Here is a 16,932-nt window from a genome sequence, read left to right as displayed (position 1 = left end):
TTTCGCGCCGCGCTGGCGCCGTTCATCGCAGGCCGGTGGCGGCGGGCCCGGGCCGCCGGCACAGTCCACTCCATCGCAGCCTGCCTGCCGGCGGCCCTCACCCACCTGACCTCACTCAAGGAGTTTCCATGCTCACCGATTCCATGCTCTTCCAGATCGTCGCGCACACCCCCACCTGGGTGTTCGCCGTCTTCGCGCTACTGGCTTGGCGCGGCGCGCGCCAGCTGGTGACGCGCGAGGTCAGCCTGGCCGGCGTCACCGTGCTGCCGCTGGCCCTGGTCGGCTTCGCGCTCTATGGCGTGGCCTCGGCCTTCGGCCATTCGCAGGCCGGCCTGCTGGCCCTGGTGGCCTGGGTGATCGCTGCCGCCGCCAGCGGCCTCTGGATGCAGGCCCGGCCGCTGTCGCCGCGCACCCAGTACGACCCCGAGCTGCGCGAGTTCCTGCTGCCCGGCAGCCCCTGGCCGCTGGTGCGGATGCTGGGCATCTTCCTGACCAAGTACGTCGTCGGCGTGACGCTGGTCCTCCACCCCGGCCTTGCGCAGGACAGCGGCTTCGCCCTGGGCATCAGTGCCCTGTACGGCCTGTTCAGCGGCATCTTCGCGGGCGGCGCCCTGCGCCTGTGGCGCCTGGCGATCAGCGCCGACCGCACGGCATCGCTGGCCTGATCGGCGTCCCCACGATTGAAGCGGACCCGTCATGCGCCCCGAACCGTCTTCCGCCTCCCTCGATGCCCTGGCGCATCGCCGTGCCCGGGCCAAGCTGGGCTGGTTCGCCCACGCCGCCGTCTATGCGCTCGTCAACCTCGGACTGATCGTGCTGTCGCTGGCGCAGGGCCGGCACTGGGCGGTCTTTCCGCTGCTGGGCTGGGGCCTGGGCCTGTTCTTCCACGGCCTGGGCGTGTGGGTCTTCGCGCCCGGCAATCCGATGATGGCACACATGGTGCAACGCGAGCGGGAGCGGCTGGCCCGCACCGGCCGCTGACGCCCCATCCCCGCATGCTTTCTGAGGCAACATCGCGCCCCATGATCACCGTCCACCACCTCGAAAATTCCCGTTCGCAGCGCGTGCTGTGGCTGCTGGAAGAACTCCAGCTCCCCTACGAGATCGTGCAGTACAAGCGCGACCCCGCCAGCGGCCTGGCGCCGCCCGAGCTCAAGCGGGTGCACCCCCTGGGCAAGGCGCCGGTCGTCACGCTCGATGACGGCAGCGTGCTGGCCGAATCCGGCGCGATCCTGGAGACGCTGGCCGAGCGCTACCCGGCCGCCGCCCTGCTGCCCGAGCCCGGCAGCCCCGAGGCCCTGCGCTGCCGCTACTGGCTGCACTACGGCGAGGGTTCGGCCATGCCGCCACTGCTGCTCACGCTGGTGTTCAACCGCATCAAGGGCGCGAAGATGCCCTTCTTCGTCAAGCCCATCGCCCGCGGCATCGCCGACAAGGCCCTGGCCAGCTTCGTGCAGCCGCAGTTGCGCCAGCACCTGGACTTCATGGAGTCCGAACTGGCCCAGCGCGACTGGTTCGCCGGCCCGTACTTCAGCGTGGCCGACATCCAGATGAGCTTCCCGGTCGAGGCGGCCCGCGCCCGCGGCGGCCTGGATGGCAGCCGGCCCCGGCTGCTCGCCTGGCTCGACCGCATCCATGCCCGGCCGGCCTACCAGCGCGCCCTGCAGCGCGGCGGCCCGTACGAGCTGATGGCCTGACAGTCGGGCCGCCCCCCTGATCCCAGCCCGGAGCGCGCCGCCATGCCGGTTCTTCTGCTCATCCTCAAGTTCGCCGTCGTGACGGTGCTGGTGGCCTCGCTGCTGGAGGCCGCAGTGCTGTCCTGGCGTCATGCTCGCGGCCTGGGGCCGGCCTACGACTGGAAGTCCGCCGGCCTGTCGGTGGTCGACTTCCTGGTGCGCGAATACCCCCTGCGCTGGCTGCTGCCGCTGGCCTTCTGGGTGGGCTGGATGGACTGGCTCCATGCGCACCGGCTGTTCACCCTGCCGCTGGACCACTGGACGGGCTGGGTGGCGGCCTTCCTGCTGCAGGAGTTCTGCTATTACTGGTACCACCGCGCGGCGCATCGGGTGCGCTGGTTCTGGTGCACGCATTCCATCCACCATTCGCCCAACGACCTCAACCTGTCGGCGGCCTACCGCTTCGGCTGGACGGGCAAGCTCACCGGCGTCCTGGCCTTCTTCCTGCTGGCGCCGCTGCTGGGCGCGCCGCCGCGGCTGATCCTGCTGATGTTCACGCTCAACCTGCTCTACCAGTTCTGGATCCATGCCACCTGGATCCCGCGCCTGGGCCCGCTGGAATGGGTGCTGAACACGCCTTCGGCGCACCGCGTGCACCATGCGTCGAACCTCGAATACCTGGACGGCAACTACGGCGGCGTGCTGATCGTGTTCGACCGCCTGTTCGGCACCTACATCGCCGAGCGCGAGGACGTGAAGCCGCGCTACGGCCTGGTCAAGCCACAGACCTCGTACAACCTGCTGGCCATCGAGTTCGACGGCTGGCGCGCGCTGTGGCGCGACCTTCGCGGCGCGAAGACGGTGGACGAGGCACTGGGCTACCTGTGGCGCCCGCCGGGCTGGCGCCCGGGTGGAGGCGAAACGACGGAAGAGCTGCGTCGCCATGCCAGGCTGGCCGCGCCGGCCGTGCCCACGGCCCCCGCCCCGCACGGCCCGGCGACGGACGTCGCGATCGTGCCACCACTGCCGGCGCCATGAGCGAGCCCGCGGATGCAGCACCTGGAGGCCGGCCGCCGGGCCACGGCGCTTCGCCGATGACCGTCCTGCTGCGCAGCCTCCTGCGCCACTACCTGCATGTGCTGGCCCTGTGCTGCGTGGTGACGGTGTTCACCACGCTGATGTGGCCCACGCGCAGCTACCTGATCCAGCTCGTCTATTCGGTCTGCATCGGCACGCTCTGCTGGGCCACGATGGAGGCAGGCCGCTACCTGGTCGACCCACGCCACTGCCATGGCAACCCCGAGGGCGGCCGCGGCTGGCCCAAGGGCTGGCGCGGCATGGTCCTCACCGTGAGCGGCATCCTGGTGGGCTTCTACGTGGGCGACGAGGTGGCCTACTGGCTGATCGGGCCCGGCGACAGCGACGCCGGCCCGGCCAACAAGAACATCATCGGCCTGTACATCACGGTGGCGGCCGGCGCCATCGGCTCCTTCTACTTCCACGTCAAGGGCAAGTCGGCCGCCATGGCCGCCGAGATTGCCGCGGCGGCCCGCGATGCCAGCGAGGCGCGGCTCAAGCTGCTGGAGACCCAGCTGGAGCCGCACATGCTCTTCAACACGCTGGCCAACCTGCGCGTGCTGATCGTCACCGACCCCGAGCGCGCCGTCGCCATGCTGGACCGCCTGAACGATTATTTGCGCGCCACGCTGGGCGGCTCGCGCAGCACGCTGCATCCGCTGTCGCAGGAATTCGACCGCCTGGCCGACTACCTGGCGCTGATGGCCGTGCGCATGGGGCCGCGCCTGCGCTGCACGCTCGAGTTGCCGCCCGAGCTGCGCGAGGTGCCGGTGCCCCCGCTGCTGCTGCAGCCGCTGGTCGAGAACGCCATTCGCCACGGGCTGGAGCCCCAGGTCGAAGGCGGCGAGATCCGCGTGCTGGCCCGGCGCGAGGACGGTGACCTCGTCATCGACGTCATCGACACTGGCGCGGGCCTGGCCACGGCACCGGATGGCCGGCCTGGCGAAGGCGCAGGCCCGCAGCCGTCGGACGACGGCGCGGCATCCACGGGCGGCTTCGGCCTCACGCAGGTGCGCGAGCGCCTGCGCACCCTGCATGGCGAGCGCGGCACGCTCACGCTGGCCGCGCCGCCCGGCGGCGGCACCCGCGCCACCGTCACCCTGCCCCTGCCCGCTTCCGCCTGACAACGCCCTGCCGATGCCCACCGCCCTGATCGCCGAAGACGAACCGCTCCTTGCCCAGTCCCTGCAGGCCGAGCTGGCCCGTGCCTGGCCCGCCCTGCAGATCGCGGCCGTGGCCGGCGACGGCCTGAGCGCCGCCCGAGAGGCGCTGCGGCTGCGCCCCGACGTGCTGTTCATGGACATCCGCATGCCCGGTCAGGACGGACTGGCCGCCGCCGAGGAGATCGCCGAACGCTGGCCTTCGGACGAGGCGCCGATGCCGCAACTGGTCTTCGTCACCGCCTACGACGAATACGCCGCGCGCGCCTTCGAGGCGCAGGCGCTGGACTACCTGATGAAGCCGGTGCAGCCCCAGCGGCTCGCGCGCACCGTCGCCCGCCTGCAGGCGCGGCTGGCGGCGCCCGCCGCCCTGCCGCAGCAGGCGCTGGCGCAGTGGCGCGACCTGCTGGGCGCCGCCTCGCCGCCGCGCGGGGAATCGGCGCCACTCAAGTTCATCGCGGCCAGCAATGCGGGCGGCACGACCGTGCGCATGGTGCCGGTGGACGAGGTGCTGTACTTCGAGGCCGCCGACAAGTACGTGCGGGTGCTGACGGCCGACGCCGAACACCTGATCCGCACGCCGCTCAAGCAGTTGCTGCCGCAGCTCGATCCGCAGCGCTTCTGGCAGATCCACCGCGCGGTGGTGGTGCGGGCCGATGCCGTGGATGCCGTCCACCGAGACGAAGCCGGCCGCATGCAGCTGACGCTGCGAGGCCGCCCGGATGAGCCCTTGCCCGTGAGCCGGCTCTACGCGCCGCTGTTCCGGGCGATGTAGCACGTGGTGCAGGCGCGTGCGAGCGCCCACGAAAAAGCCGCCTGCCGGCAAGCGGCGAGGCGGCTTGGGGCGCTGCACGGATCGGCCCTTGGGGCCGATCCGCTGCCATCAACGCCAGTGGTGATGGTGGCGGTAGTAGTACGGTCCGGGGCCGTAGTACACCGGTGCCGGCTCGTACACCACCTGCGGCGGCGGGCGGTAGTAAACCGGCGGCGGCGGGCGGTAGTACACCGGGGCCGGGGGCGCCACGTAATAGGCCGGCGGGGGGCCGTAATACGCCGGCGGCGGCGCCGCCACGCCCACGGCCACGCCTGGCGCCGACACGCCCAGCGACCAGCTCACCTGGGCGCTGGCACTGGAAGCGGCAAACAGGGCACCCGCCGCAACGGCGGCAGCCGCCGCCAACTTGAAGAAGCCCGTGCGAGAGACATTCATCTCGATCTCCTGGAAAAACTGGGGAAGGACGCCATTCGCAAAACTGCCGTCCACCTGACCCATAGAACGGCCAAAGCCCCGGAAAGGTTCACCCGTGAACGTGACGTTGGTTGCCAGACGTAACCCCTCCGGCATCGTGGGCGCCACTTGCGCTGCAGCGCGGCGAAACCATCGACGCCGGCCCACCCATAAAATTCCCCGATGACTTCTCCCACTGCCCCGCACGGCGACAACAAGAACAACGGCGGCAAGCAGGCTGCCGCGCACGCGGCCCCGGCCGCCCCGAGCAACTTCCTGCGCCACGTCATCGAAACCGACCTGGAACAGGGCACCTATGACTCGCGCCGCTGGGGCGGTGGCCCGGGCGACGGGCCCTTCCACCAGGCCGGCATGCCCGATCCGGCGAAGATCCGCACCCGCTTTCCCCCCGAGCCCAACGGCTACCTGCACATCGGCCATGCCAAGAGCATCTGGCTGAACTTCGAGCTCGCCAGGGAATACGGCGGCGTGTGCCACCTGCGCTTCGACGACACCAACCCCGAGAAGGAAGAGCAGGAATACGTCGACTCCATCCGCGAGGCGATCCGGTGGATGGGCTATTCCACCGCCCTGGCCGACATGCCCGCGCAGCCCGGCGCCGCACAGGACCACATCTACTACGCCAGCAACTACTTCGACTTCATGTACCGCGCGGCCGAGCACCTGGTGACGGCCGGCCATGCCTACGTGGACGAGCAGACGCCCGAGCGGATGCGCGCCAACCGTGGCGACTTCGGCACCCCCGGCACCGACAGCCCCTTCCGCAGCCGCACACCGGAAGAGAACCTCGCCCGCCTGCGCCAGATGAAGAACGGCGAGCTGGCCGATGGCGCCGCCGTGCTGCGCGCCAAGATCGACATGGCGAGCCCCAACATCAACCTGCGCGACCCCACGCTCTACCGAATCCGCCGCGCCACGCACCACAACACCGGCGACCAGTGGTGCATCTACCCGATGTACACCTTCGCGCACCCCATCGAGGACGCGCTGGAGCAGATCACCCACAGCATCTGCACGCTGGAGTTCGAAGACCAGCGCCCCTTCTACGACTGGCTGATGGCGCGCCTGATCGAAGGCGGCCTGCTCACCGCCCCGCCGCCGCGGCAGTACGAATTCGCCCGCCTCAACGTCACCCACGTCATCACCAGCAAGCGCAAGCTGCGCCAGCTGGTGGAAGAAGGCCATGTGGACGGCTGGGACGACCCGCGCATGCCTACCCTGGCCGGCCTGCGCCGCCGCGGCTACACGCCCGAGGCACTCAAGCTCTTCTGCGAGCGCAGCGGCACCACCAAGTCGGGCGGCGCCTGGACCGAGTACGCCGCGCTGGAAGCCGCGCTGCGCGATGCGCTGGATCCGGTCGCGCCGCGGGCCATGGCGGTGCTCGATCCGCTGGCCCTGGAGATCACGAACTGGGACGCGACCATGGGCGCCGGCCACCTGGAGCCCTGCCACGCCCCGGTGAACCCGCACGACGAATCCGCCGGCCAGCGCCACTTCACCTTCGGCAAGACGCTGTGGATCGAACGCGAGGACTTCCAGGCCGTGCCCGAGAAGGGCTACCGCCGCCTCTACCCGCCGCACACCAACGCCAGCAAGCAGGCCATCGACGGCAACAAGGTGCGCCTGAAGTACGGCTACGTCGTGCAATGCACGGGCTTCGAGCAGGACGCCGACGGCAAGGTCACCAAGGTGCTGGCCGAAGTGCTGCCCGACACCAAGAGCGGCACGCCGGGCGCCGACAGCGTGAAGGTCAAGGGCGTGATCGGCTGGGTGGGCGCGCATGACGCCGTGCCCGCCGAGGTCCGCCTGTATGAGCGCCTGTTCAAGACCGAGCAGCCCGGCGGCGCCGACAACATCGCCGAGGAGCTGAACGATGCCAGCCTGAGCACCGTGCAGGGCTATGTCGAAGCCAGCCTGGCCGGCGCCGCGGCCGAGACGAACTACCAGTTCGAGCGCCTGGGCTACTTCGTGGTCGACGCCAAGGGCTCGGCCGAGGGGCGGCTGGTGTTCAACCGCACGAGCGGGTTGAAGGACAGCTGGGGGAAGTGAGCGCTTCGTGATCGGCCTCGACCGATACGCAGCAGGCAAGGGCCGGTCCGCAGACTGGCCCTTTTGCATGGAGGGCCTGCAACGCCGCCTAAAATCTGACCTTTCTGGTCAGAATGGGAGAAAACGATGCAGACATGGCAGATGCAGGACGCCAAGGCGCGCATGTCCGAGCTGGTGAAGTCCGCCCAGGAACAGCCGCAGGACATCACGGTGCACGGCAAGTCGGTGGCGGTGGTCGTCTCCCGCCAGACCTTTGACCGTCTGTCTCAGGCGCAGGGCTCTCTGCTGGACTTCATGCAGCGCTCGCCGCTGGCGGGCCAGGACGAGCTGGTGTTCGACCGCGACCCCAGCCCCACGCGCGACACGGCATTCTGAGTCGTGAGCTACCTGGTCGACACCAACGCGCTGTCCGAGTTGCGGCGGCGCGTGCCCGATGCAAACGTGGCCAGCTGGTTCGCCAGGCGGCCACCCACGACGCTGTACCTCAGCGTGCTGACGCTGGGCGAGATACGAAAGGGCATCGACGGCGTGCCGGAGCCCGCACGGCGCCAGGTGCTGGCGGACTGGCTGGAGGTGGACCTGCCGCTCTTCTTCACGGGCCGCATCCTGGGCATCGACGCCGCGGTTGCCGACCGCTGGGGCCGGCTGGTCGCAGAGGCTGGCCGCCCCGTGCCGGCCATCGACAGCCTGCTCGCCGCCACGGCGCTCGTCCATGACCTGGTGCTGGTCACGCGCAACACGCGGGACTTCGCCGGCATGCCGGTGCAGGTCTTCAACCCCTGGCAGGCGGTCTGACCAGCGTTCCTGCCGCCTCGCCTCGATGCCTATCCCTTAAGCGAACGATGACCTGCGCCCGCATTTCAGCCGCCCAGCACGCCGCCTTCCGCCGCCTGGCGCAGGACCTGCCCGGCATCGACCGCGAGGCCTACGAATCCGCCGGCCGCGACTGGCGCGATCCGGTCATCGGGCTGGGGCCGCGGGACGCGGCGCTGTGCATCTTCGGTCGCGACCCGGGGCGCACCGAGGCGCAGCAGGGGCAGCCCTTCCTGGGCAAGGGCGGGCAACTGGTGCGGGCGGCGCTGCACCGGCAGCGGCATGGACCAGACGCGCCGGCGCCGGACTTCGCGGAATCCATCGAGGCCGGATCGGGCGTGTTCTGGCTCAACACCGCGCCCTACAAGCCGGTGGGCAACAAGGCCTGGTCGATGGCGGTCAAGCGGCGCTTCCAGCCGCTGATGGCGGAGCTGCTCATCGACCTGTGGCAGGGCCGCGGTGGCCGGCGCACCGTGATCGCGCTGGGCCGCGAGGCCTTTTTCTGGTTCGGCATCGGGCAGCCTCCAGCGGTGAATGCGGCCCTCGACGACTTCTGGGCGCTGGGCGACGAGCGCTATGCCCGCACGCTGGAAGTCGGCTACGCGCACGGCGGCGTCCCGCACCCCGTCACGCTCGCGCCGCTGCCGCATCCGTCGCCGGCCAATGCGGTGTGGTTCTCGCGCTTCTCGGCGCTGATGGATGCACGCCTGCGGCACTTGAGCTGACGCCCCGGCGCCTCAATGCGCTTCGCCGCGAAGAGGGCCGCGGACGATTGCGCCATGGCGGCGACCGGACTCGAAGGCGGGGCTATGCTCGCCGCCGTCCATGACTGCGCCGTCCCCACGCCTCATCCGCTTCCACAAACCCTATGGTGTGCTCAGCCAGTTCACGCCCGAGGGGCGCTGGCGTGGACTCAAGGAGTTCATCGACCTGCCCGGCGTGCATGCGGCGGGCCGGCTCGATGCCGACAGCGAAGGCCTGCTGCTGCTGACCAGCGACGGCCCGCTGCAGGCCCGCATCGCCGACCCGCGACACAAGATGGAGAAGACCTACTGGGTGCAGGTGGAGGGCCTGGGCACCGACGAGGCGCTGGCGCAGCTGCGCCACGGTGTCGTGCTCAACGACGGGCCGACGCTGCCGGCGCGCGCGCGCCGGCTCGATCCGCCACCGCAGCTGCCGCCGCGCGAGCCGCCGATCCGCGAGCGCAAGAACATTCCCACCGACTGGATCGAGCTCGCCATCCGCGAAGGCCGCAACCGGCAGGTGCGGCGGATGACGGCAGCGGTGGGCCTGCCGACGCTGCGGCTGATCCGCGTCGCCATCGGCCCCTTCGTGCTCGACGGGCTGGCGGCCGGCACCTGGGAGGCACTGGACGTGCCGCCGGTGCTCGATGCGCCGGTGCCCCGAGCGCCCCGAACTGCTGCACCGACGCGCCGCAGCCCACCCCGCCGCCGCCCATGACCCTGCGCACCAAGATCATCGCCCTGGCCGTGCTGCCGCTGCTGGCGGCCCTGGGCCTGGTCGCCTTCGGCCTGCAGCACCAGTCGCGCGACCTGTACCGGCGCGAGCGGCTGCTGATCGAGCAGAGCCACATGGCCCAGCGCCGCGGCGAACTGCGCAGCTACGTGGACCTAGGCCTGAGCGTGATCCGCCCGCTCTACCAGCGCGGCGACGATGCCGCCACACGGCAGGAGGCGCTGCGCCTGCTGGGCACGCTGGACTATGGCAACGACGGCTACTTCTTCGTCTACGACCTGCAGGGCCACGTGCTGATGCATTCGCGCCAGCCCGAGCTGGTCGGCCAGTCGCTGTGGGACCTGCGCGATTCGCAGGGCCGCTACACCATCCGCGACCTGATCGCCCGCGCGCGGGCCGGCGGCGGCTATGTCGAATACGAATGGCGCAAGCCCTCGGCAGGCGGTCTGGCGCCCAAGCTGGGCTATGTGCAGGCGCTGGACCGCTGGCAATGGATGGTCGGCACCGGCCTGTACCTGGACGACATCCAGGCCACGCTCGACGCGCTGGACCAGCAGACCAGCGGCAACGTCAGCGGCACGCTGCTGTGGATCGCGGCCATCGCCACGCTCTCGCTCGCGGCCGTGAGCGCGGGCGGCCTGCTGCTCAACCTCAGCGAGCACCGCGTGGCCGAGGCCAAGCTGCGCCAGCTGGCGCGGCGCGTGGTGCAGTCGCAGGAAGAAGAGCGCGCCCACCTGGCCCGCGAGCTGCACGACGGCACCAGCCAGACGCTGGTGTCGGCCAAGCTGCTGGTCGAGTCGGCCGTGGACGGCCTGCAGCGCGAAGGCCGGCCGGTGCCGCCACTGCTCGCGCGGGCGCTGCAGCGCCTGGGCGAGGCGCTGCTGGAAGTGCGCCACATCTCGCACCGCCTGCGGCCCGCGCTGCTCGACACCCTGGGCCTGCCCGCCGCGCTGGAGCGTCTGGTGGACGAGGCCGGCGGCGCCGGTCCCGCGGTCGCGCTGCAGGTCACGGGCGAGGCCGGCGAGCTGTCGGCCGAGGCCAAGACCGCCCTCTTCCGCGTCGCGCAGGAGGCGCTGACCAACGTCCAGAAGCATGCCGGCGCGGCCCATGTCGACCTGCACCTGCACTTCGACCCCGGGCTCGTGCGCCTCACGGTGGCGGACGACGGGCTCGGCTTCGATGTGGAGGCGGCGCAGGCCGACCCGCACCGGGGCCTGGGCCTGCGCCACATGCGCGAGCGCATGGAAGCGGCCGGCGGGCACCTGCGCCTGCAGTCCACGCCCGGCCTCACCCGCGTGACGGCCGAACTGCCGCGCGCCTTCAAGGAAGACTCCGCATGACCCCCGCCACGCCCGTGCGCCTGTTCCTGGTCGACGACCATCCGCTGGTGCGCGATGGCCTGCGCGCCCGGCTGGAGGCGCTGCCCGGCCTGTGCATCGTCGGCGAGGCCGGCAGCGCCGCCGAGGCCCTGGCCCAGGTCGATGCCGCGCGGCCCGACCTGATGCTGGTGGACGTCGGCATGAAGGACATGAACGGCATCGAGCTGGCCGCGCTGCTGCTGGCCCGGCCGGCGCCGCCGCACGTCGTCATGCTCAGCATGTACGACAACCCCGAGTACGTGCAGCGGGCCCTGCAGGCCGGCGCCCAGGGCTATGTACTCAAGGACGCGCCGGCCTCCGAGATCGTGGCCGCCATCGAGGCCGTGGCCGCCGGCGGCACCTTCCTGAGCCCGGCGGTGTCGAAAAAGCTGTTCCGCAACCAGGCGCCGCGGCCGCTGCTCACCCCGCGCGAAAGCGAGATCCTCTCGGCCATCGGCCGCGGCGAATCCAGCAAGCAGATCGCCCGCGACCTGGGCCTGTCGGTGCGCACGGTGGACGCGCACCGGCAGAGCATCAAGCGCCGGCTGGGGATCGAGGGGCAGGCGGAGCTGATCCGCTATGCGGTGGAGCACACGCGCTCATTTGGAAATTGAGCGGAAATCGAAAATCTTCCTCAATTTTCAATTCACTGATTATCGAAAACCTCTGATAATAGGTTATCAACCTCTTCGTTGGTCAATATGTGACTAAATTTACCAATTTCTTTTTGCAAGTCTTCTTCTATTATTTCGCTGGCACAGATAAACCACTCTCTCGAGCAACCTACAATTGCAGAAGATATTTTCTCCAATGTTAAATCGTTACCTTCCTTATGTTGCCGGCGACCAACTAAAATAGATTTGGAAGAGAGTGGCAAATATATCGACTCTACAAGATCAGTAGAATCCGCAAACGGCTTGAATCTTCGGTCGCCTTTAGTCTCGAAAAATACGATGGAGTCACCCAAAGGAAGAAATCCTTCATTGAAAAAATAAACCTGGTAATTGAAATCCTGATAAATTTCCTTTTTTCTATGCGGAGCCACTGACTCCTTCAAAGCTTTCAAATGTCCCTTCTTGGCCGCATCCCTCATTTTCGAAAGAACTTGTTCTTTGTACGTCAGGGCGTGGGATTTTATGCCCGCAACAAAAGCCGGCATTAGCTGCTCGATCAAAGGCTTAAGCAATTCTGCAGCCTCTTCCGACAAATGACCGGGGACACCTGATTTTTCAAGTTCCTCCTTTAACATACTATTTAGATATTCCGGCTCCCTTTCGAATTTTCGCCGCAGGTATTCTTCAAGCCTCTGCTCGTCTTCAATGAAGCTTAAAATCTCGCTACTAAGCGCTTCGGCCAGATCAAGGAAGCCCTCACGCAATTGTCGCGTTCTTATTTCCAAGTGAGCGATTAATTCCCCAATCGCGCTAGAGTTAGAAATAGCCGCTTCGCGATTACTTCGCAAGCTAGTCACAAGGCGGCTAAACCCCGCCTCTGCTTCGGTGATCAAATCGTCGACCTCATTGTCGTCGCCGTTGGAATAGAACTGCCCTTCAACTCCAATGTTGATAATGTTTGTGTTGAATGGCTTTCTTTGTGCCCTGAAAACCCAGGCAAAAACTGAGTCGCCGACAACGTGGCTCGCAAACCCACTCTGCAGAAATCGAGGGATAAAGTGATGTCGTTTCCCAGCCATAAGGGTCCTATAACATATTCCGCTTGATGCGGACGCACCAAACCAATCATAGGCCCCGCTACAAGTTAGCACCCAACTTGGCGAGGGTTGTCCCTTAGGCATTCCCTCGCACCTCCTCCACGCACTGCAACGGATGCGCCGCGCGGCGCCGCTTCCGACACTCGATGGGTTTTCACCCTCGAGAGACAACGCACATGCAAAGCCTCCGCCGCCACCTCGTGTGGCTCGTGGTGGCGGTCGTCGGCGCCTTCGCGCTGGCCACCGTCGCCCTCACGCGCGGCGAAAGCGTCAACGCCCTGTGGGTCGTGACCGCCGCCGTCTGCACCTACCTCATCGCCTACCGCTACTACAGCCTCTTCATCGCCGACAAGGTGCTGGGGCTGGACGGCTCGCGCAAGACGCCCGCGCACCGGCACAACGACGGGCTGGACTACGTGCCCACCGACAAGAACGTGCTGTTCGGCCACCACTTCGCGGCCATCGCGGGCGCGGGGCCGCTGGTGGGCCCGGTGCTGGCGGCGCAGATGGGCTACCTGCCCGGGCTGCTGTGGGTGCTGGCCGGCGTCGTGTTCGCCGGCGCGGTGCAGGACTTCATCGTGCTGTTCATATCCACCCGCCGCGACGGCCGCTCGCTGGGCGACCTGGTCAAGCAGGAGATGGGCACCGTGCCCGGCATGATCGCCCTCTTCGGCACCTTCATGATCATGATCATCATCCTGGCGGTGCTGGCCCTGATCGTGGTGAAGGCGCTGGCCGAATCGCCCTGGGGCACCTTCACAGTGGCGGCCACGGTGCCGGTGGCGGTGTTCATGGGCCTGTACCTGCGCTACATCCGCCCGGGCCGCATCGGTGAGGTCTCGGTCATCGGCTTCGTGCTGCTGATGGCCGCCATCTTCGGCGGGCAGGCGGTGAGCGAGAACGCGGCCTGGGCCGCCATGTTTACCTTCGACGGCAAGGCGCTGACGTGGATGCTGATCGGCTACGGCTTCGTGGCCGCCAGCCTGCCGGTGTGGCTGCTGCTGGCGCCGCGCGACTACCTGTCGACCTTCCTCAAGATCGGCACCATCGTGGCGCTGGCCATCGGCATCGTGATCGTGATGCCGCAGCTGCAGATGCCCGCGCTCACCCAATTCGCCAATGGCAACGGCCCGGTGTGGTCGGGCTCGATGTTCCCCTTCCTGTTCATCACCATCGCCTGCGGCGCGGTGTCGGGCTTCCATGCGCTGATCTCCTCGGGCACCACGCCCAAGATGCTGGACAACGAGCGCCATGCCCGCTTCATCGGCTACGGCGGCATGCTGGCCGAGTCCTTCGTCGCGGTGATGGCGCTGGTGGCGGCCTCGTGCATCGAGCCGGGCATCTACTTCGCCATGAACAGCCCGGCCGCGCTGGTGGGCAGCACGGCCCAGCAGGCCGCGGCCACCATCTCCGGCTGGGGCTTCATGGTCACGCCCGAGATACTGGCGCAGACCGCGAAGGACGTCGGCGAGCACACCATCCTGGGCCGCGCCGGCGGCGCGCCCACGCTGGCCGTGGGCATGGCGCACATCCTGCACCAGGTGATCGGCGGCCAGGCCATGATGGCCTTCTGGTACCACTTCGCGATCCTGTTCGAGGCCCTGTTCATCCTGACGGCGGTGGACGCCGGCACCCGTGCCGGCCGCTTCATGCTGCAGGACCTGCTGGGTAGCTTCGTGCCCGTGCTCAAGCGCACCGACTCGCTGCCGGCCAACCTGCTGGCCACGGCGCTGACGGTGGCGGCCTGGGGCTACTTCCTGTACCAGGGCGTGGTCGATCCGCTGGGCGGTATCAACACGCTGTGGCCGCTGTTCGGCATCTCCAACCAGATGCTGGCGGCCGTGGCGCTCCTGCTGGGCGTGGTGGTGTTGTTCCGCATGAAGCGCGAGCGCTATGCCTGGGTGGCGGCCGCGCCGGCCGTGTGGCTGCTGGCCTGCACGCTGACGGCGGGCTGGCAGAAGATCTTCTCGTCCGACCCGAAGGTGGGCTTCCTGGCCCATGCCGCGAAGTACACCGAGGGCATCGCCAACGGCGTGCTGGTGGCGCCGGCCAAGACGCCCGAGGCGATGGCCCGCATCGTGTTCAACGACCGGCTCGACGCCGGGCTGTGCGCCCTCTTCATGTTCGTGGTGCTGAGCGTGCTGGTCTACACCGTGCGCGCCTGCCTGTCGGCCCGGACCGCCAACCGGCCGACGGTGCACGAGACGCCCTACGAGCCGATGGCCGCGGGCGCCCGTGCGGCCGGCGCCCATTGACCGGCATGTGCGCGCCATGGTGAGCCTCGCCACCCTGCCCGAGGCCGGGCGCTACATCGCCCGCTCGGTGCGCCAGTCGCTGCGGCTGATGGTGGGCCTGCCCGACTACGACACCTACCTCTCGCACATGGCGCAGACCCATCCGGACCGGGCGCCGATGAGCTACGAGGAATTCTTCCGCGAGCGGCTCGAGGCGCGCTACGGCGCGGGCAAGGGGCGCTGCTGCTGATCAGCGGCGCCCTGGCCAGCGCTCACCGGCAGGCGAAGCTGGCCGCCTTGTCGGCATCGCCGCCCAGGTACTGCGCCACCTTCGGATAGGCGCACACGGGCCGGCTGCGTTCGCTGCCGTCGGCGCGGCGCTGGGTGACCAGCAGCGCGGCGGGCGCGCGGCCGGTTTCGGTCCAGTCGATCACGGCGGTCACCGCATCGAGCACGTTCGGCGCGTCGCCGCCGTTGCAGTGCTGCATGCCGGGCACCATGAACACGCGATAGGTGTCGTCGAGCTTGGGCGTGGCGCGCGCCGCTTCCTCGTGGTAGCCCACGCTCATCATCGGATTGAGGGCCGGGTCGGCCCAGCCGTGGTACGTGATCATCTTTCCGCCGCGGGCTGCGAAGGCGCTCAGGTCGGGGTTGCGCGCGTCCACCAGCGTGCTGATGAAGCCGGTGGCGCGGAAGCCCTGGTCCAGGTCGAAGCTGCGCCAGTCGGCATCGGGCCGGCTGGCGGGCTGGTCGGCGAAGTAGCGCAGGAAGGTCTGGGCATAGGCGCTCTGCCGTGTCTCGCCGCCGGGCAGAGCCTGCGCGCCGGAGGTCGCAGCCGGGGCCCGCGGCATCGAGACGAACCATTCCGCCCAGCCGCTGATGCCGCTGGCATCGGGCGCCTCCGAACCCCACGGCCAGGCCGGGAACACGGCCTTGCCCTGGTGCTGCATGTCGCGGTGCACCGCCTCCAGCGCGGCGACCTGCGCCTCGCTCAGGCCTGGAAAGTCCGCCCTCGGGTCGATGACGCAGCGGCGCGGATCGGCGATCACGCCATCCTTCAGCCCGTCCACCGCATCGCATTTGGCGACGATGGCGCGGCCGATCTGCGACAGCTGCGCCCCGGTGAAGCCAGCCTTGGCGATCAGCGGCGCATACGACACGTAGTCGTACATCGTGCCGGTGAAGTTGAGCACCGGCGCGCCGGCGGCGATGCCGTCGAAGTCGGCCGGATAGCGCTGCGCCGACATCAGGCCCTGGCGACCACCGGTGGAGCAGCCATCGAAGTACGACTTGGCCGGCTTGCGGCCGTAGAAGGCCGCGGCCAGGTCCTTGGAGGCCTGCGCCGTCAGGTGCACGGCGCGGAAGCTGTAGTCGACCAGCTTGGCCAGGTCGTTCTGCGCGAAGCTGCCCAGCGGCTGCGCGATGGCATCGTGGCCGGTGTTGGTCTGTGCGGCGACGAAGCCGCGCTTGAGTGCCTCGTCGCGCAGCGCGACGCGGCTGGGCGCGTCGATGCGCTCGCCGGCATAGCCGCCGTTGCCGCGCATGTAGAGCCGGCCGTTCCACCGCATGGGCAGCGCCACCTCGACCAGCACCTCGGGGTCGAGCATGGCGACGATGCGGCAGAAGTCCGGCACGCCCTGCGCGGCGGGCGTGGCAGTGGCGCTGAGCACGGTCAGCCGCGTGCCCTCGACCGAGCTCACCTGCTGGCCGAGCCGCGCACAGTCGCCGGTGGCGGCGAGGCTGGCCTCGGCATAGCGCGAAGCCGACTGGGCGGAATCGCGGAAGCTGCCGATGTTCTGCGCCTGGGCGGCGCCACCCAGCGCCGCGAGGCACAGGGCGGACATTCGAAGGGAGGATGGAAGGGTCACGCGTGTCTCCTGGTTGTTGGCGTTCCGCCGGCGGAAGGCGGTGTCCGGCGAGCGGCGGGCTTTCATGCCGAAGCCCGCGCCCAGTGTGCCCGCCCATCGGGCAAGGCGCCGTCGCCTGCGCTACGCGGCGAGGACGGTGAGCCGGGCACCTCATCTCAGCTGCTTCACCGCACTACGCGCCACTGGGCCGCATGAAACTGGCGCAGTGATACCGATCGAATGGCCGCGGAGCAGGCCACGCCAGGGCCCCGAGGAACTGGC

18 protein-coding genes are annotated in these 16,932 nt (G+C 68.9%); 15 read left to right on the top strand and 3 right to left on the bottom strand.

Annotated features, from left to right (window positions below; all coding sequences use genetic code 11):
* Nucleotides 1-128: 128 nt before the first annotated feature.
* The 6 genes from L0984_RS22430 to L0984_RS22405 are packed head-to-tail and all read left to right on the top strand — an operon-like array spanning nt 129 to nt 4,688.
* Nucleotides 129-665, top strand: a complete 537-nt coding sequence (locus tag L0984_RS22430; RefSeq protein WP_234196556.1) for a DUF6622 family protein — start codon at nt 129-131, stop codon at nt 663-665.
* A 31-nt stretch (nt 666-696) separates the two neighbouring features.
* Complete coding sequence (locus L0984_RS22425) at nt 697-981, top strand: 2TM domain-containing protein (protein ID WP_234196555.1); 285 nt, start codon at nt 697-699, stop codon at nt 979-981.
* Nucleotides 982-1,022: 41 nt separating this feature from the next.
* Entirely contained in the window at nt 1,023-1,697 is a 675-nt protein-coding gene (locus L0984_RS22420; protein ID WP_234196554.1) for a glutathione S-transferase family protein, read from the top strand.
* A 42-nt stretch (nt 1,698-1,739) separates the two neighbouring features.
* The gene (locus L0984_RS22415; protein ID WP_234196553.1) at nt 1,740-2,714 is read left to right on the top strand and encodes a sterol desaturase family protein; all 975 of its coding nucleotides are present in this window, start codon (nt 1,740-1,742) and stop codon (nt 2,712-2,714) included.
* A 56-nt stretch (nt 2,715-2,770) separates the two neighbouring features.
* Nucleotides 2,771-3,877, top strand: a complete 1,107-nt coding sequence (locus tag L0984_RS22410; RefSeq protein WP_234196552.1) for a sensor histidine kinase — start codon at nt 2,771-2,773, stop codon at nt 3,875-3,877.
* Nucleotides 3,878-3,890: 13 nt separating this feature from the next.
* Nucleotides 3,891-4,688: a LytR/AlgR family response regulator transcription factor gene (locus L0984_RS22405; protein ID WP_234196551.1), complete on the top strand. Its 798-nt coding sequence runs from the start codon at nt 3,891-3,893 to the stop codon at nt 4,686-4,688.
* A 108-nt stretch (nt 4,689-4,796) separates the two neighbouring features.
* Here the strand turns inward: L0984_RS22405 and L0984_RS22400 are convergent, their stop codons facing one another.
* Nucleotides 4,797-5,123, bottom strand: coding sequence for a hypothetical protein (locus tag L0984_RS22400; RefSeq protein WP_234196550.1), 327 nt, complete (start codon nt 5,121-5,123; stop codon nt 4,797-4,799).
* Nucleotides 5,124-5,324: 201 nt separating this feature from the next.
* Between L0984_RS22400 and L0984_RS22395 the strand changes: the two genes are divergently transcribed.
* The 7 genes from L0984_RS22395 to L0984_RS22365 all read left to right on the top strand — a co-directional run bounded on the left by L0984_RS22395 (nt 5,325) and on the right by L0984_RS22365 (nt 11,472).
* Complete coding sequence (locus tag L0984_RS22395; RefSeq protein ID WP_234196549.1) at nt 5,325-7,211, top strand: glutamine--tRNA ligase/YqeY domain fusion protein; 1,887 nt, start codon at nt 5,325-5,327, stop codon at nt 7,209-7,211.
* Between the two features lie 126 nt (nt 7,212-7,337).
* On the top strand, nt 7,338-7,586 hold the full coding sequence (locus L0984_RS22390) for a type II toxin-antitoxin system Phd/YefM family antitoxin (protein WP_234196548.1): 249 nt from the start codon (nt 7,338-7,340) through the stop codon (nt 7,584-7,586).
* A 3-nt stretch (nt 7,587-7,589) separates the two neighbouring features.
* Nucleotides 7,590-8,006, top strand: coding sequence for a type II toxin-antitoxin system VapC family toxin (locus L0984_RS22385; protein WP_234196547.1), 417 nt, complete (start codon nt 7,590-7,592; stop codon nt 8,004-8,006).
* A 47-nt stretch (nt 8,007-8,053) separates the two neighbouring features.
* Nucleotides 8,054-8,749: a uracil-DNA glycosylase family protein gene (locus L0984_RS22380; protein ID WP_234196546.1), complete on the top strand. Its 696-nt coding sequence runs from the start codon at nt 8,054-8,056 to the stop codon at nt 8,747-8,749.
* A 100-nt stretch (nt 8,750-8,849) separates the two neighbouring features.
* Nucleotides 8,850-9,485, top strand: coding sequence for a pseudouridine synthase (locus L0984_RS22375; RefSeq protein ID WP_234196545.1), 636 nt, complete (start codon nt 8,850-8,852; stop codon nt 9,483-9,485).
* Nucleotides 9,482-10,840 carry a cache domain-containing protein gene (locus tag L0984_RS22370; RefSeq protein ID WP_234196544.1) on the top strand — a complete coding sequence of 453 codons (1,359 nt, stop codon included), beginning with the start codon at nt 9,482-9,484 and terminating at the stop codon, nt 10,838-10,840. Before L0984_RS22375 ends, L0984_RS22370 begins: the two co-directional genes overlap by 4 nt.
* Nucleotides 10,837-11,472: a response regulator gene (locus L0984_RS22365; protein ID WP_234196543.1), complete on the top strand. Its 636-nt coding sequence runs from the start codon at nt 10,837-10,839 to the stop codon at nt 11,470-11,472. Before L0984_RS22370 ends, L0984_RS22365 begins: the two co-directional genes overlap by 4 nt.
* Nucleotides 11,473-11,504: 32 nt before the next feature.
* Here the strand turns inward: L0984_RS22365 and L0984_RS22360 are convergent, their stop codons facing one another.
* The gene (locus tag L0984_RS22360; protein ID WP_234196542.1) at nt 11,505-12,551 is read right to left on the bottom strand and encodes a DUF4238 domain-containing protein; all 1,047 of its coding nucleotides are present in this window, start codon (nt 12,549-12,551) and stop codon (nt 11,505-11,507) included.
* A gap of 194 nt (nt 12,552-12,745) precedes the next feature.
* On the opposite strand from L0984_RS22360, the gene L0984_RS22355 reads away from it, so the two are divergent.
* Nucleotides 12,746-14,824: a carbon starvation CstA family protein gene (locus L0984_RS22355; RefSeq protein WP_234196541.1), complete on the top strand. Its 2,079-nt coding sequence runs from the start codon at nt 12,746-12,748 to the stop codon at nt 14,822-14,824.
* A 16-nt stretch (nt 14,825-14,840) separates the two neighbouring features.
* Complete coding sequence (locus L0984_RS22350) at nt 14,841-15,053, top strand: YbdD/YjiX family protein (RefSeq protein ID WP_234196540.1); 213 nt, start codon at nt 14,841-14,843, stop codon at nt 15,051-15,053.
* 22 nt (nt 15,054-15,075) lie between these two features.
* Here L0984_RS22350 and L0984_RS22345 read toward each other — a convergent pair whose 3' ends face one another.
* Nucleotides 15,076-16,671, bottom strand: coding sequence for a tannase/feruloyl esterase family alpha/beta hydrolase (locus tag L0984_RS22345; protein ID WP_234196539.1), 1,596 nt, complete (start codon nt 16,669-16,671; stop codon nt 15,076-15,078).
* Nucleotides 16,672-16,932: the final 261 nt, after the last annotated feature.

The organism is Pseudacidovorax sp. NFM-22, from assembly GCF_021401245.1.
In the GTDB taxonomy this organism is placed as follows: domain Bacteria; phylum Pseudomonadota; class Gammaproteobacteria; order Burkholderiales; family Burkholderiaceae_C; genus Xenophilus.
Note: the sequence above shows the minus strand (reverse complement) of the source record. Positions and strands in the feature narration are given on the sequence as shown.

Excerpts from the sequence above, each read along its gene's own strand:
- L0984_RS22415 (WP_234196553.1), top strand. The coding sequence starts at position 1,740 with ATGCCGGTTCTTCTGCTCATCCTCAAGTTCGCCGTCGTGACGGTGCTG.
- L0984_RS22420 (WP_234196554.1), top strand. The coding sequence starts at position 1,023 with ATGATCACCGTCCACCACCTCGAAAATTCCCGTTCGCAGCGCGTGCTG.
- L0984_RS22425 (WP_234196555.1), top strand. The coding sequence starts at position 697 with ATGCGCCCCGAACCGTCTTCCGCCTCCCTCGATGCCCTGGCGCATCGC.
- L0984_RS22375 (WP_234196545.1), top strand. The coding sequence starts at position 8,850 with ATGACTGCGCCGTCCCCACGCCTCATCCGCTTCCACAAACCCTATGGT.
- L0984_RS22360 (WP_234196542.1), bottom strand. The coding sequence starts at position 12,551 with ATGGCTGGGAAACGACATCACTTTATCCCTCGATTTCTGCAGAGTGGG.
- L0984_RS22390 (WP_234196548.1), top strand. The coding sequence starts at position 7,338 with ATGCAGACATGGCAGATGCAGGACGCCAAGGCGCGCATGTCCGAGCTG.
- L0984_RS22405 (WP_234196551.1), top strand. The coding sequence starts at position 3,891 with ATGCCCACCGCCCTGATCGCCGAAGACGAACCGCTCCTTGCCCAGTCC.
- L0984_RS22400 (WP_234196550.1), bottom strand. The coding sequence starts at position 5,123 with ATGAATGTCTCTCGCACGGGCTTCTTCAAGTTGGCGGCGGCTGCCGCC.
- L0984_RS22395 (WP_234196549.1), top strand. The coding sequence starts at position 5,325 with ATGACTTCTCCCACTGCCCCGCACGGCGACAACAAGAACAACGGCGGC.
- L0984_RS22365 (WP_234196543.1), top strand. The coding sequence starts at position 10,837 with ATGACCCCCGCCACGCCCGTGCGCCTGTTCCTGGTCGACGACCATCCG.
- L0984_RS22355 (WP_234196541.1), top strand. The coding sequence starts at position 12,746 with ATGCAAAGCCTCCGCCGCCACCTCGTGTGGCTCGTGGTGGCGGTCGTC.
- L0984_RS22410 (WP_234196552.1), top strand. The coding sequence starts at position 2,771 with ATGACCGTCCTGCTGCGCAGCCTCCTGCGCCACTACCTGCATGTGCTG.
- L0984_RS22350 (WP_234196540.1), top strand. The coding sequence starts at position 14,841 with ATGGTGAGCCTCGCCACCCTGCCCGAGGCCGGGCGCTACATCGCCCGC.
- L0984_RS22370 (WP_234196544.1), top strand. The coding sequence starts at position 9,482 with ATGACCCTGCGCACCAAGATCATCGCCCTGGCCGTGCTGCCGCTGCTG.
- L0984_RS22430 (WP_234196556.1), top strand. The coding sequence starts at position 129 with ATGCTCACCGATTCCATGCTCTTCCAGATCGTCGCGCACACCCCCACC.
- L0984_RS22380 (WP_234196546.1), top strand. The coding sequence starts at position 8,054 with ATGACCTGCGCCCGCATTTCAGCCGCCCAGCACGCCGCCTTCCGCCGC.